Source organism: Dickeya parazeae Ech586 (assembly GCF_000025065.1).
Lineage (GTDB): Bacteria > Pseudomonadota > Gammaproteobacteria > Enterobacterales > Enterobacteriaceae > Dickeya > Dickeya zeae.
In genome coordinates this window covers 2899140-2914267 of the sequence record NC_013592.1, presented here as the reverse complement: position 1 = coordinate 2914267, position 15128 = coordinate 2899140, and the positions used below count along the sequence as shown (strand labels likewise).

Sequence of the window (15128 nt, the reverse complement as noted above, 5' to 3'; positions counted from 1 at the left end):
CGCCACGACATCACCGGCCGATTGTTATTCTTATGGAGCAGAGATGAACAACCTTAATCATGATGCTTTGTCCAGAATGATAAGCGAAAAAGCAGCCCTGCATGGGTTACTCAATTGCCTTATCAAAGAGTTCGCTATACCGGAAGGGTATGTGCGATATGAATGGCCAGACGAAATGAAAGGGATCCCGCCGGGGGCCTATTTTGATGGCGCGGACTGGAAAGGTATTCCGATGGTTATCGGTTTGCCCGACTCACTGCAATTATTTGTCATGGTGGACCGCCGTGATACGTTCGGCAGTCAGCACTATCTGTCTGATGTCTATTTGCGTCAGTCACAAGGTGACTGGCACTGCCCCGATTTTGAACGTGTGATCGCCCGTGTGCTGGCGGCCTGCGAACACATCGCCGGGAGAAAAAACCCGGAACTTTACGAACAGATTCTTCAGAGCAGGCAATTGGTCGGCGCGATTGTCAGCCACAACCAGCGCCAGCAAACGGACGCACCGCTACAGCACTACCTGCATAGCGAGCAAGGGTTGTGGTTCGGCCACCCCAGCCACCCTGCGCCCAAGGCGCGCCTGTGGCCCGCGCATCTCGGTCAGGAACAGTGGGCACCGGAATTTCAGGCCAGAGCGGCGTTGCATCAGTTCGAGGTGCCAACAGAAGGTTTACACATCGGTGCCAACGGCCTGACGCCGCAACAGGTGCTGGAGGGGTTTGCTGATCAAGGCCCAGCGGCACCGGGGCGCGCCATCATCTGTATGCACCCGGTGCAGGCGCAACTGTTTATGCAGGATGTCCGCGTACAGCAGTTATTACAAAACGAGGTGATCCGCGATCTGGGACAAAGCGGACGCGTCGCCAGCCCGACGGCTTCTATCCGCACCTGGTTTATCGAAAACCATGATTACTTTATCAAAGGTTCGCTGAACGTGCGCATCACCAACTGTGTGCGTAAAAACGCCTGGTACGAGCTGGAAAGCACGGTGTTGATCGACCGGTTATTCCGCCAGTTACTGGCGCAGCAGGCCGATACGCTGGGCGGTCTGACGGCGGCGGCCGAACCGGGTGTGGTGAGCTGGAGCCCGGTTGGTGTTAGCGAATCGGACCAATACTGGTTTCGCGAGCAAACCGGCGGCATTTTGCGTGAGAACTTCTGTCGCCGCACTGGTGCTGAGCACAGCATCATGGCCGGTACGCTGTTTGCCCGTGGCGTCGATTTACAGCCGATGATTCATACTTTCCTGCGCACACACTACGGTGCTGTGCTGGATGACAACGCGTTGTTGTACTGGTTTGACGACTATCAGACGCGGTTACTGCGACCGGTATTGTCACTGTTCTTCAATCACGGTGTGGTGATGGAACCGCATCTGCAAAACAGCGTGCTGGTGCATCAACAAGGGCGACCACATCAGGTGTTGCTGCGCGATTTCGAAGGGGTGAAGCTGACCGACGATCTCGGTATCCACGCGATTCCTGACGATATACACCCCCGCGTGCGCCAGTCGTTGCTGTATTCCCGCGAGCAGGGCTGGAACCGCATCATGTACTGCCTGTTCATCAACCACCTGTCAGAAGCCATTCTGGCGTTGAGTCATGGTCATGCCCATCTGGCACCGCTGATGTGGCAACGGGTCCGACAGCAGCTACGTGCGATTCAGGCGGAACTGCGCCAACCGGCACCGGAGCTGGAAGCGTTGATCGCCGGTGAGCCGGTGGCATGCAAAACCAACCTCAAGGTGCGGCTGGCGGCCGAGGCCGATCGTCAGGCCAGCTACGTCCAGTTACCGTCCCCCTGGGGTGATACCGCACACCAGAGTGGGGCGGCAGGCTACGGCGAAGCGTGGCATACCGGGGGACGGCGGCATGATTCGCTCGCGCAGAGCGAGGCGCAGCATACAGTACGGCATGAGGTGCAGCATGGTTAAGCTGCCACAGCCTGTTCGCCATCTGATGGTTCGCCTGCAACAGCAGCACCGCGACCCGCTGGCTGCATTCGTCTATGACCTGGCGGCGTTGCGTCAACACGTCAGCGAGGTGATGGCAGCGTTGCCACCCGGCGTCGAACTCTATTACGCCATCAAGGCCAACAGCGAAAAACCGATTCTGGATGCCATCGCACCGCTGGTTCATGGGTTTGAGATTTCCTCCGGCGGGGAAATCGACCGTGTGGCCGGGTGCGCCACCGCGAAACCGTTTGTGTTCTCCGGGCCGGGCAAGCTGGATTCTGATTTTGATCTGGCGCTGGAACACGGGGTGGAGGCGGTCCATGTGGAGAGCCGCCATGAGATAGCCCGCCTGCAACAGCGAGCGCAGCAACACGGCGTGGTTCAGCCGGTGTTCATCCGTATCAACCCGGAGCTGGCGTCGTCGCTGACCAGCAAACTGGCGATGGCCGGTACGCCGACACCGTTCGGCATGGATGAGGCAGACCTGCCGGATGCGGTGCGTGACGTGGATAACGCCAGCCACCTGCAACTCAAAGGGTTCCACGTGCATGCCATGTCGCACCAGATGAGTGTGGAGCGGCACCAGCAACTGCTGGATCTGTACCTGACGCGCTGGCCGCAGTGGAAAGCGTTGTCTGCCCATCCACAACAGATTACTCACCTGAATGTCGGCGGTGGCATTGGGGTGCCGTACCTGACGCCGGAGCGTTTCGACTGGTCAGCATTGTGTGACTACCTGCGTGTGCGGCTGGCGCAACAGCCAGATGTGCCGGTGGTTCGCTTTGAGCCGGGGCGGTTTATCAGCGCGTATTGCGGCTATTACGCCATCGAAGTGTTGGATAAGAAACGCAGCCACGGTAAGCATTTTCTGGTGTGTCGCGGCGGTACCCATCAGTTCCGACTGCCAGTGGCGCAAGGGCATGACCACCCCATCATCCATCTGCCGTTAGCACCCGCGCAGCCAGCAGGGGAAACGCGCGACTGGACGGTCGTCGGCCAGCTCTGTACGCCCAAAGATGTACTCAGCCGTGACCAGCGCCTGACGGATGTAAATATCGGTGACCTGCTGGTGCTGCCGCTGGCAGGGGCCTATGGCTACAACATTTCGCATGCCGATTTTCTGTGTCACCCCCGTCCTGCGCAGTATTTCATCACCGACGCTGGGGTTATCACGGCGGACGGGACGAACGTAGACGTAACCGGAGCGGTGGACCGTGTCGACTAGTGCTGTTCCACGCTGGCTGGTGGTGGTGAATGTATTGCTCGGCACCACGACGGTCAGCCTGAATAACAGCTCGCTGAACCCGGCACTGCCCGCGTTCATCGAGGTGTTTCACATTGGGCCACTGCTCGCTACCTGGATCGTGGCAGCGTTCATGGTCAGCATGGGGATGACGATGCCGTTGACCGGCTATCTCGGGCACCGGCTGGGCAACAAACCGCTCTATCTGCTGGGGGTGGCGCTGTTTATCAGCGGCTCGGTGCTGGGGATGCTGGCGGATTCCATCTCGCTGGTGATAGCCGCTCGCACGGTGCAGGGCATTGCCAGTGGGCTGATGATCCCGCTGTCGCTGACGCTGATTTTTTCGGTATACCCCAAACAGGAACGTGGCGGTATTACCGGTATCTGGGGCGCTATCGTGATGCTGGCTCCGGCGCTGGGGCCGCTGTGCGGCGGCATTCTGCTGACGTGGTTTAGCTGGCGCTCGCTGTTTGCCATGAATATTCCCATCGGCGCACTGGCGCTATTGATGGGGCTGGTGGTGTTGCCGAAAACCACGCCCGGTGAGCGCAAGCCGTTTGATATGACCGGTTATCTGTTGGTGTCCGCCGGTATTGGTTTGCTGATGGTAGCCGCCGGGCGATTACATCATGCATCGGCGCTGGCGAATCCACTCAACCTGCTGATGCTGCTGGTGGCAGCGGCCTGTCTGGTGGCCTTTGTTCGCGTCGAACTGCGTAAACGCGAGCCGCTGCTGAACCTGCGTATTTTTCAACTGCACGGCTATCGACTGAGTGTGGTGATTGCGGTGGTGCAGTCGGTCGGGATGTTCGAATGTCTGGTGTTATTACCGATGCTGGTCCAAATGGTGATGGGTTACAGCGCCATCTGGACCGGGCTGGCGCTGCTGTGTACCGCACTGTTCGCCAGCCTGTTCGGTAAGCTCGGCGGCAACCTGCTCGACCGCCACGGCCCGGCGCGGATTGTGGCTACCGGGGTGTTACTGACCGCGCTGGCGACCATCGGGTTAGGCATGGTGGGGGCGCAGTCATCCATTGGTGTGGTGTTCGGCTGGATGATACTGCGCGGCATCGGGCTGGGGTTGTCCTACATGCCGGTCACCACCGCCGGGTTGAATGTACTGCCGGAAACGCTGGTCACGCAGGGGGCGGCGATGAACAACATTTCACGGCGTCTGGTGTCATCGCTGGCGATCGTGGTGGCGTCGTTGTACCTCGAATTCCGGCTGGCGGGCAGCGGGTTGGCACAGGAGGCTGCGCGTGCCGCCGCCATCAGCGAGACCTTTATGGCTACCGGCATACTGATCGTGCTGGCGCTGCCCTGTGCCTTGCGTTTCCCCTCGGGCAGTGACGAAACAGCGGCCAACGCACTGTTGGCCGGGGCTTCACCACCCCACATCGGGACACGTGAGATGCGCTGAGGCACACAGGTACTGGGTTGACGACTGTCACGCTATTTTGACTACCACGTTATTTGGGCTGACAACGTTATTTTTACTGACAAGGTTAAGAGACTGTATGGAAACATTATCCCCCGTCGTATTGCAGGGTATCGCCTGTGACTGGCTGTTGCAGATGGATGCGCAGCGTTATCAGCTGGTAGAACAGCGTGTGGTCGGGCAACTGTTACAGACGTTGCTGTACGAAGAGGTGTTGCCTTATCACTGCACGGACATAGGCGAGGGCCACAGCCAGTTTGTGATAACCGGCCGTGATGCGCAGCAACAGCCGGTGGAATACCGCTGTAATGGGTTATTGAGCGACAGCTTTGCGCTGATTCGTCTGGATTACGCCAGTGTGCAGCGCGTTGATGCTAACGGCAATGCGCAGTCCCCCAACCTGCACCTGATGCTGGAAGAACTGCTGGGCGAGCAGGAGAGTAACCCGTTTCTGACGCGTTTTGTGCAGGAACTGGAGCAGACGCAACTCAAAGATTTGCAGTCGCGCGCACAGGATTATCGCCCCGGTAAGCCAGCACATCAGCTCAGTTTCGATGAGCTGGAGCGCCATTTTATGGATGCGCACAGCTATCACGCCTGCTACAAGTCGCGCATCGGCTTTAGCCTGCAGGATAACGTCCAGTGGGGGCCGGAGTTCGGTCAGCCTTTCGCTATCGTCTGGCTGGCGTTGTCGAAGCAACGCGCCTCAGCCAACCATTCGATCAAACTGAATCTGGATGATTTCCTGCTCACTGAGTTTGGTGAAGCGCGCTGGCAGGCGTTTAGCGAGCAACTGGCGCGTCAGGGGCGCAAAGCGCAGGACTATCAACTGATACCGGTGCACCCGTGGCAGTGGAAAAACGTGATTGCGCCGGTGTTTTACCCGGAGTTGGTCAGCGGCGAGCTGATTTACCTCGGTGATTCTGACGACCGCTGGCAGGCGCAACAGTCGATTCGCACGTTGGCGAACGTGACCGAAAAAACACGGCCGTACGTCAAGCTGGCGATGAGTATGACCAACACCTCCAGCACCCGTATTCTGGCACGGCACACGGTGATGAACGGGCCAATCATCACCGACTGGCTGCAACAGTTGATCGATACCGACCAGACTGCCCGCAACCTGAAGTTTGTGATCCTCGGCGAAGTCGCTGGGGTGAGCTTTGACACCCAGAATTTACCCGCCACCCGCATGGCGCAAGCCTATGGCGTGATGGGGGCTATCTGGCGTGAAAGCATCCATCAGTATCTGCAACCGGGTGAGCAGGCGGTGCCGTTTAACGGCTTAAGCCATGTTGAACACCGCTACGACGGCGGCGAACAGGCCCCGTTTATCGATGCATGGATTCGTCAGTACGGGCTGGAAGCCTGGACTCGCCAACTGCTGGACGTGACGGTTTCCCCCATCATTCACATGTTGTACGCCGAAGGCATCGGCATGGAGTCGCACGGCCAGAATATCGTGCTGGTGGTGCGTGATGGCTGGCCGCAGCGCATCGCACTGAAAGATTTCCACGACGGGGTGCGCTATTCGCCGGACCATCTGGCACGCCCGGCGATGCGCCCGGATCTGGTGCCGTTACCGGCCAGCCACGCCAAAATCAACCGTAACTCTTTCATCCTGACTGATGACGTTGAAGCAGTGCGCGATTTCACCTGCGATTCGTTCTTCTTTATTTGTCTGGCAGAAATGGCGGTATTCCTGCGTCAGCACTATCAGCTGCCGGAAGCGCGTTTCTGGGAAATGACGGCGGACGTGGTGCTGGGTTATCAGGCCGCACACCCACAGCACCGTGCGCGTTACGCGCTGTTTGACGTGTTTGCACCGACCTACGAGGTAGAAGAACTGACGAAACGCCGGTTACTGGGCGACGGTGAACGCCGATTTAAATCGGTGCCGAACCCCCTGCATCCGTTCAGGCCGTCGTCATGCTAAGAACCAACCATCTTAAGCGCAAGCTGGCGGCCGGTACGCCGGTCTATGGGTTAATCGCCTCGATTCCCTCGCCGGTATCGGTGGAGTTGATCGCCGAAGCCGGGTTCGATTTCGTGATTATCGATACCGAACACGTGCTGATTAACCCGGAAACGGTGGAAAACATGATCCGGGTGGCGGAGAGCTATGCGCTCACGCCGCTGGTGCGGGTGGCAGACGCCAACCCTAAAACCATGCTGCGGCTGCTGGATGGCGGCGCGCAGGGCATTGTGCTGCCGATGGTGGAGCAGACTGAGCAGGTGCAGGCGGCGGTCCGTGCCTGCTATTACCACCCGCAGGGCGAGCGCAGTCTCAACAGCGGCCGCCCCGGTGCTTTTGGTAAGCACAGCCTGGCGGAATACGTCACGCTGGCGAACCGGGAAATCCTGCTGGTGGCGATGATTGAAAGCGCCGAGGGCGTGCGTCAGGCAAAGGCTATCGCCGCAGTACCGGGGCTGGACATGATACTGGAGGGCGCGGCGGATCTCTCTCAGTCGCTGGGCATGCCGTGGCAGACCGCGGCCGCCCCGGTGCAGGCCGCGCTGGCCGAGGTGCGTTTTGCCGCCGAGGCGCAGGGTGTGTGCTATTGCGCCATCCCCCGCCAACCTGACGATCATGCCCGCTGGCGTGAGCAAGGTGTGCGCGCATTTGTTTTGGGCGACGAGCGCGGCATCGCGTTTCGCGCGTTACAGGCCAGACTGGCCGCAACGATTTCAGCAGAAGGACAGTAATCCAATGGAAAGTCATGTGATGAAAAATACGTCTCACTACAAGGATGCCAGCGACAGCGTGATGCAGGATCTGGTGGATTGCCTGTTGGCCGAAGAATTTTTTGGTGCCCAGCCGTTGGCATTGTATACCGCCGATGAATGGCACCAGCAGTATGGGCAGTCGTCACCGTTCGGTGCGCTGGAAGGTTCTGTTCGCCTGTGGCGCTGGTGCAGCGATGAGCGTGAACAACGTCATCTGGTGGTGGCGCTGCGCCCTGGCATTACCCAGCGCTGGGAAAAAGTACCGGACACGGTGGTGTATGCCTGGCAGCAGGGCGGTAACGACTGGCAGGCGCTGGAACCGGAAAGTTTCATGCATCTGGTCTTCGCCGGGCAGCACAGTGACGAAGACAATACTAAAGGGCAGGCGCTGTTTCTGGATGTGCTCAACACCAGCGTGGAGCAGACCGCGCTGTCACGCGAGCACCGTATTGATACTGACGAGTTGCTCGCACGCGGCAACGCTGATTTCTTCCACGTGATGGAGCAGTGGGCTTCGCTGCGCGACCGGCCGTATCACCCGACGGCGAAAGCCAAACAGGGGCTGAGTGCCGAAGAGTACCGTCGCTATGTGGCGGAGTTCGCCGCGCCAGTGGCGCTGAACTGGGTGGCGGTGGCAAAAGACAAGCTGCAATGTGGCGATGGTATTCACGACACGGCTGACCAGTACCCGGCACATTACCTGTTGCCGCAGGCGGAACAGGCGGCGTTACAACAGGAACTGGTGACACGCGGCATTGCCGACACTCACATTGCTTTGCCGGTGCACCCGTGGCAGTTCGACCATATTCTGGAAACCCAGTTGGGCGAGGCGTTTCGCAACGGTGACTGCCAGCGGTTGGATTTCCGTGCCGCTCGCTACCTGCCGACCTCGTCATTGCGTTCCATGACCCCGTGTTTCGCCAGCGCGGACTACCTCAAGCTGCCGATGGCGGTGTATTCGCTGGGGGCGTCACGCTATCTACCGGCAGTGAAAATGATCAACGGCGGGTTAAGTGAAGCGTTGTTGCGACAGGCGCGCGACAAAGACGCGGTATTACAGCAGCGGCTTTATCTGTGTGATGAAGGCAAATGGTGGGCGTTTATGCCGCCGCAGGCCACCCTGTTTGATGAAGCGCCGCGCCACCTGTCGGCGATGGTGCGCAGTTATCCCCGTGAACTGTTTGATGACCCGGATTACCGCCTGCTGCCGATGGCGGCGCTAGGTACACCGTTGCCGGGTAGTCGTCGTCACTTCTTTGACGACTGGCTGGCGTATCGAGGTTTAGCGTCGAACGCTGATGCAGTGTTGACACTGTTTGCCGAGCTTTGTCATTGTTTCTTCGACATTAATTTCCGCATGTTCCGCTTAGGGATGCTGGGTGAGATCCACGGGCAGAACGCGGTGCTGGTGTGGAAAGCCGGTCAGGCCCACGGCCTGTTGCTGCGTGACCACGATTCACTGCGTATTCATGTGCCGACGCTGGAACAAAACGGTATGCAGGACCCGGTGTACCGCATCAAACAAGGCCATGCCAATACGCTTTACCACGAACGTCTGGACGACCTGCTGTTCTGGCTGCAAACGCTGGGGATTCAGGTCAACATGCGGGCGATCATTGACACGTTATCGCTAACCTACGATCTGGATGCCGCAACGTTGTGGGGTGTGATGCGCACTGAAATCAATGGGGCGATTGACCGTGCCGGTTTCGCAGCTGATACGCAAGCGATGCTGAAAACCCGCTTGTTTGACGCACCCAACTGGCCGCAGAAACTGCTGATCACCCCGATGATCGCCCGCGCCGGTGGGCCGGGGAGCATGCCGTTCGGCAAGGGAGAAGTGATTAACCCGTTTCAGGCAATCATTGGTAAATAGATTGTTAACGAACAATAGAGCGTCGTTATCGGGTTCATGTAAAGACAGAGAGATATTTCGTGCGGGATAGACGGCATTGCTTCTTTGCTATTTCATCGCACGCACGACAAGGAGAGGTTCAGCGCCACCTCTCCTTGACCACTGGCTGGTGGCTAAACTATGCCGCTACGCGGTACCTTCGGCGTTCGTCTTCGCTGTTCGGGCCGCCCGTGACGCGCTCCCTGCGCGGCACGGGCTTTCGCCGCGTCCATGCGGCTCACCCGGCGAAGACGAACACCTCAGCACAGTTTTTGACGCCAGAGATCGCTCTTCTGAACGTAATGAGTTGGTCATCACTATGGAAAAGGCAGATCACATCAAATCGTGAATGAGTATTTAGTGTCGCGCCGCCGATTGCTGCGGTGGTCGTTAAGCCTGTTGCCGCTGGGGCTTTCCCGGCCTGCGCTGGCCCAGTCGTTGTTAGTGCCGCAACGGGTCATCACCCTGTTTCAGGGCGCGACGGATACCGCTGTAGCGCTGGGGGTGACACCCGCCGGGGTGGTGGATTCGTGGAGCGAGAAACCGATGTACCGCTACCTGCGTCCGGCGCTGGCCGGAGTGCCGCATGTGGGGCTGGAAACCCAACCCAGTCTGGAAGACATCGTGCTGTTAAAGCCCGATACCATCGTCGCTTCGCGCTTTCGTCACCAGCGGCTGGAACCGCTGCTGTCGCAGATTGCACCGGTGGTGATGCTCGATGAAATCTACCAGTTCAAAAAAACGGTGCAGGTAATGGGGCAGGCGCTGGGACGTCAGGCAGTGGCCGACACATTGTTGCAGCAATGGCAGCAGCGGGTGGACAGGCTGCGTGAGCAGTTGCAACGCCGCTTTGGCAGCGGCTGGCCGCCCACCGTATCAATACTGGATATCCGCGAAGATCATATCCGCAGCTATTTGCCCAGCAGCTTTCCCGGCTCGGTATTGAGCGAACTGGGGTTTGGCTGGAGTGATGCCAGCCGCGCTCAGCCGGGGGTGTCACTCAAGCTGACCAGCAAAGAGAGCATCCCGGTGGTGGATGCCGATATTTTTTTCATTTTTCTGCGCTCTGAGAGTCCCGCCGTGCAACGCAACTATGAATCGCTGATTCGTCATCCGTTGTGGCAGCGACTGCGTGCGCCACAGCGACAGCAAGTGTGGGTGGTCAATGGCGTCACCTGGAGCCTGTCCGGCGGTATTCTGGGGGCCAACATGATGCTTGATGATATCGCCCGGGTGACCGGTATCGCCGGAGGGGTGTCATGAGCCAGGTCGTGAAAATCCACATGAAGCGGATGGCACCCGGTCAGGTGCTGGCGGGCGGTGCGGTGTGCCTGCTGGCGCTGGCGTTGTTGAGCCTGATGGTCGGGCCGATAGCGATTGCGCCATCGCAGGTGTTCGGGGCGTTGTGGCATGCGGATCCGCTGAATGTGAACCATATTCTGGTCACCTCGACGCGCCTGTCGCGCACGCTGATAGCTATCGTGGTCGGGGCCAGTCTGGCGGTGGCGGGGGCCTTGATGCAGGTGCTGACCCGTAATCCACTGGCATCGCCGGGGCTGTTCGGTATTAACGCTGGGGCGATGTTTTGCCTGATTGTCTGTGTGTCGCTGTTTCCCAAGGTGGCGATGTCGGTGTGGCTGTGGTCGGCGTTTGCCGGTGCGGCGCTGGCTGGTTGTCTGGTATGGCTGATTGGCACCATGGGCAAAGGCAGTCTGAACCCGTTGCGTATGGTGCTGGCGGGGGCGGCTATCACCGCTATGTTCGCGGCCTTTAGTCAGGGAATGCTGGTGGTCAATCAGGAAGGACTGGATACGGTGTTGTTCTGGCTGGCCGGTTCGGTGGCCGATCGCGAGCTGGCGACGGTATTGCCGTTGATGGGGTATTGTCTGGCGGCGTTGGTCGCCAGCCTGTTGCTGGCAGGGCAGGTTAACGTGCTGAACGCCGGTGAAGCTATCGCCCGTGGTTTGGGGCAACGTACCGGGCGCATCCGACTGTTGATGAGTCTGCTGGTGATTGTGCTGGCGGGGGGCGCGGTGGCGATGGCGGGCAGCATCGGCTTTATTGGTCTGATTGTGCCGCATATGGCGCGAAAACTGTTGCCTGCCGACCACCGTTGGCTGCTGCCCGGTTGCGCGCTATTAGGAGCGGCGTTATTGCTACTGGCGGATATTCTGGCGCGGGTGGTGATTGTGCCGCAGGAAGTGCCAGTCGGGGTGATGACGGCGCTGTTCGGTGCGCCGTTCTTTATTGTGCTGCTGCGGCGCGGAGGTCGGCATGGATAAGCGCGAAGGTCGGGATGCGGTGCTGGTGTGGCGACAAGGGCCGTTTTCCCGCCAGATTAACCTGACTAGCGTTGGACGCATCGCACTGGCGCTGGTACTGATGCTGGTGGTGATAGTGATATCACTTGGTATCGGCAAGCTGATGTTGTCACCGTGGGAGGTGCTGCGGGCATTGTTCTCGTCACAGTCAGAGGGCGCGACGCTTATCGTACAGCAATTACGCTTGCCGCGGGTGGTGCTGGCGGCGCTGGTCGGTGGTGCACTGGCGGTGTCCGGGCTGATTTTACAGGCGATGATCCGTAACCCGCTGGCATCGCCAGATATTCTGGGTATTACCAGCGGTGCCAGCGCCGCGGCGGTGTTCTACCTGTCGTTTCTTACCGGCACGCTGGGCGCGCACTACCTGCCGCTGGCGGCGATGATCGGGGCGGGGGTGGCTGCGCTGGCGGTGTATTGGCTGGCGTGGCAATCGGGTGTATCGCCACAGCGGTTGGTGTTGACCGGCGTGGGGGTATCGGCACTGTTGATGGCGGCGACCACCTTTATGCTGGTGTTCAGCCCGCTGACCACCACGCTCTCGGCGTATGTCTGGCTGACCGGCAGCGTCTACGGTGCCAGTTGGCGTGAAACCCGTGAACTGGGTGTCTGGCTGCTGCTGATGCTGCCGTGGCTGGTGTGGCTGGCGCGTCAGGTACAGGTGCAGCAACTGGATGATGGGCTGGCGCAGGGCATCGGTGTGCGGGTGCAGGGGCTGCGCCTGGCGCTGTTGCTGCTCAGTGTGGCGCTGGCCGGTGCGGCGATCGCCTGGGGTGGGGCGATGGCGTTCGTCGGGCTTATCGCCCCCCACATTGCTAAACGGCTGGTGGCACCGACCTTTGCCGGGCAGGCGACGATGGCGTTTCTGTGTGGCGCTGTACTGGTGATGGTGGCGGATCTGTGCGGACGTACGCTGTTTTTACCGCTGGATCTGCCCGCCGGGATTTTCGTTTCGGCGCTGGGCGCGCCGTTCTTTTTATATTTACTGATCAAACAACGTCATTAAGGAAACGGATGATGACCGCCATTACCAGCCGGGAGCTGACCCTCGGCTATGCCAGCCAGACGATTATCGACAATCTGGATATACAGTTGCCGAAGGGCAAAGTGTCGGTACTGATAGGCAGCAACGGGTGCGGCAAAAGCACACTGCTTAAGTCTTTCGCCCGTTTGCTTAAACCACTGAGTGGCTCGGTCATCCTCAATGGTGAGGATATTCACCGTCAGTCGACCGCCGAGGTGGCGCGAGCGCTGGCGATTTTACCGCAGATGCCGGATGCGCCGGAAGGCATTACCGTGAAGCAGTTGGTCAGCCTGGGGCGCTATCCCTACCAGAACTGGTTACAGCAGTGGTCACAGGAAGACGAGCGGATGGTAAACCGTGCGCTGGTGCAAACCGGCACCGACGGGCTGGCGGACCGACCGGTAGATGCGTTATCCGGCGGTCAACGCCAACGGGTGTGGATCGCTATGACGCTGGCACAGGATACCGAGGTGGTTCTGCTGGATGAACCCACCACCTTTCTCGACCTGGCGCACCAGATTGAAGTGCTGGATTTGCTGCGTGAGTTGAACCGTCAACACGGGAAAACCATCATCATGGTACTGCACGATCTCAATCTGGCGTGCCGTTACGCCGACCATATGGTGGCGGTGCATAATCGCACCGCCTTCGCACAGGGAGCACCGGCGGAAATTCTGGACGAAGCGCTGGTGAAAACCGTGTTTAATCTGGACTGCCGTATTATTGCTGATCCGTTTTTCCACACACCGTTATGCATTCCATTTGGCCGTGAAAAACCGCATGAAATAGTAGCAGACAGTGGCCCGTCGGATGACTGGCATGGGCAGGTGGCAGGATGAATTATCATATTCTTCCCCGCGTCTCGCCGCTTAGCGATGAACTGCTGGCTGGCTATCGCCATGTCAGCACCTCCACACTGGGACATTTGACGGAACAGGGGTATTTGCCGGGTATCCGGCCGCTACTGGCGGATGTGCAGATGATCGGCAACGTGGTGACGGTTAAACTGTGCCCGCCGGATGGTGGCGTACTGCGTGAGGCATTGTTACTGAGCCAGCCCGGCGATGTGCTGGTGATTGATGCGTCGGATGAAGAAGAACGCGCCTGCTGGGGGGAACTGCGCACGCTGGCGGCGAAAGTGAAAGGGCTGGCGGGGGTTGTCGTAGCCGGTGCCGTGACGGATTCGCGTGCGCTACGCAAGCTGGGCCTGCCGGTGTTCTGTAAAGGCATCAGTGCCATTACCACCCGCACACTGGGATGCGCTGGGGCTGTCAACGTACCGGTTACGATCGCTGGGGTGACGGTGTATCCCGGCGATATGGCGATAGGTGATGACGACGGCGTGTTTATCTTGAATCCGTCTGCTGCCCGCGACTGGCTGGCGGTGGCGCAACACAAAGAACTCGCGGATGCAGAACGGCGGGAGGCGCTGCGGCAAAAATTACCGGGGGCTTTCTGATATCGGTGCAAACAAAAAACCTGCCGAAGCAGGTTTCTGAATAAAGGTCAGCGCAGGGATGACATCCGCTCTAATGCCGCCTGGGCAAGAAACCCCGAGCGGCTTTTAAATTCTGGGTTACTTGCTACGCAACAGTCGATACGGTCGAACAGTGATTTAGGCAGCGTGACGTTATCTTAAATACTCTCTCTATGCTCCCTTCCGGGAGTGAAGGGGTTAACCTTATTCTACACTCCAGCGTACTGAGGTAATATTCTCGTACCCACTGATTCTGGACATAATTATATTCATATTTTTTCGATAATCGGCGCCGCTAATAAGCTCCGCGCGGATTTCTATGTGGTCTTCTTCTTTCGCACAAACAGACCCGAACCCCTGCAGACTGAGCGCCAATTCATCTACCGTATCAAGTAATAGCTGGCGGACAGTATTTTCATATTCATTGTTGCAGGTGACCTTCAGGATATAGCATTTTTCCTCTTCCAATGTATTGGGGAATTGATTAATCCGTTGTGCAGCCTCGCGTAGTAAAATATTAGCACAGAGGATAACCAGTGTTGCCGCGGCTGCATTCCAGAACTGCCCCAGTCCACACAACACACCAATACCTGCTGAACACCAAAGCGTTGCTGCAGTATTCAAACCGTGAATATTCATGCCTTCACGCATGATCACTCCTGCACCGAGAAAGCCAATACCGGAGACAATCTGCGCCGCAATACGGCCTGGGCTGTCAGGAGAGGTAAACACTGAACTAAGAATAAAAACCGCGGCACCCGTTGCGACCAATGCATTCGTGCGCAGACCTGCCATACGCTGGCGCCATTGTCTTTCCGCACCAATGAGCGCCCCCAGCAGCATCGCTGCGAGCAAATTTGAGATATAAGGAAGCATCAACATACTTTCCTCCATTTTGCTGGAAGAATTAAATACGTGTTTTATTTAGCACACGATAAGATTATCACCCGCAAGGGTGATCAGTACCGTATCGCCGGTGGGGGAAATAATGAATTTTTAAACATGAACATGACGATTTCTCTCACGTTAATAAGCGATTTTTACAGTATATAC

12 protein-coding genes and 1 pseudogene are annotated in these 15128 nt (G+C 58.4%); 11 read left to right on the top strand and 2 right to left on the bottom strand.

The features are described 5' to 3' along the window. Nucleotides 1–43: 43 nt before the first annotated feature. The 11 genes from DD586_RS12760 to DD586_RS12710 all read left to right on the top strand — a co-directional run bounded on the left by DD586_RS12760 (nt 44) and on the right by DD586_RS12710 (nt 14057). Nucleotides 44–1933, top strand: a complete 1890-nt coding sequence (locus DD586_RS12760; RefSeq protein WP_012885242.1) for an IucA/IucC family protein — start codon at nt 44–46, stop codon at nt 1931–1933. After that, on the top strand, nt 1926–3179 hold the full coding sequence (locus tag DD586_RS12755; protein ID WP_012885241.1) for a type III PLP-dependent enzyme: 1254 nt from the start codon (nt 1926–1928) through the stop codon (nt 3177–3179). Before DD586_RS12760 ends, DD586_RS12755 begins: the two co-directional genes overlap by 8 nt. Continuing rightward, nucleotides 3169–4617, top strand: a complete 1449-nt coding sequence (locus DD586_RS12750; protein ID WP_012885240.1) for a DHA2 family efflux MFS transporter permease subunit — start codon at nt 3169–3171, stop codon at nt 4615–4617. The genes DD586_RS12755 and DD586_RS12750 overlap by 11 nt, the downstream gene beginning before the upstream one ends. A 97-nt stretch (nt 4618–4714) precedes the next feature. Then, nucleotides 4715–6571 carry an IucA/IucC family protein gene (locus tag DD586_RS12745; protein WP_012885239.1) on the top strand — a complete coding sequence of 619 codons (1857 nt, stop codon included), beginning with the start codon at nt 4715–4717 and terminating at the stop codon, nt 6569–6571. After that, complete coding sequence (locus tag DD586_RS12740; RefSeq protein WP_012885238.1) at nt 6565–7341, top strand: HpcH/HpaI aldolase family protein; 777 nt, start codon at nt 6565–6567, stop codon at nt 7339–7341. Before DD586_RS12745 ends, DD586_RS12740 begins: the two co-directional genes overlap by 7 nt. A 19-nt stretch (nt 7342–7360) precedes the next feature. Continuing rightward, nucleotides 7361–9238, top strand: coding sequence for an IucA/IucC family protein (locus DD586_RS12735; RefSeq protein ID WP_041164972.1), 1878 nt, complete (start codon nt 7361–7363; stop codon nt 9236–9238). A 363-nt stretch (nt 9239–9601) separates the two neighbouring features. Beyond that, nucleotides 9602–10519 (top strand): ABC transporter substrate-binding protein, encoded by a 918-nt coding sequence (locus DD586_RS12730; RefSeq protein ID WP_041164469.1) that lies wholly within the window; start codon nt 9602–9604, stop codon nt 10517–10519. Continuing rightward, nucleotides 10516–11538 (top strand): FecCD family ABC transporter permease, encoded by a 1023-nt coding sequence (locus DD586_RS12725; protein WP_012885235.1) that lies wholly within the window; start codon nt 10516–10518, stop codon nt 11536–11538. The genes DD586_RS12730 and DD586_RS12725 overlap by 4 nt, the downstream gene beginning before the upstream one ends. Then, nucleotides 11531–12580, top strand: a complete 1050-nt coding sequence (locus DD586_RS12720; RefSeq protein WP_012885234.1) for a FecCD family ABC transporter permease — start codon at nt 11531–11533, stop codon at nt 12578–12580. The genes DD586_RS12725 and DD586_RS12720 overlap by 8 nt, the downstream gene beginning before the upstream one ends. Before the next feature lie 11 nt (nt 12581–12591). Further along, entirely contained in the window at nt 12592–13437 is an 846-nt protein-coding gene (locus DD586_RS12715) for an ABC transporter ATP-binding protein (protein ID WP_012885233.1), read from the top strand. Further along, entirely contained in the window at nt 13434–14057 is a 624-nt protein-coding gene (locus DD586_RS12710; RefSeq protein ID WP_012885232.1) for an RraA family protein, read from the top strand. Before DD586_RS12715 ends, DD586_RS12710 begins: the two co-directional genes overlap by 4 nt. A gap of 47 nt (nt 14058–14104) precedes the next feature. Here DD586_RS12710 and DD586_RS21445 read toward each other — a convergent pair. Continuing rightward, nucleotides 14105–14230: pseudogene (locus DD586_RS21445) on the bottom strand (type II toxin-antitoxin system HicB family antitoxin); the annotation flags it as partial. A gap of 49 nt (nt 14231–14279) precedes the next feature. Beyond that, a complete protein-coding gene (locus DD586_RS12705; RefSeq protein WP_041164467.1) occupies nt 14280–14969 on the bottom strand; it encodes an MgtC family protein in 690 nt (229 codons plus the stop codon). Nucleotides 14970–15128 lie beyond the last annotated feature (159 nt).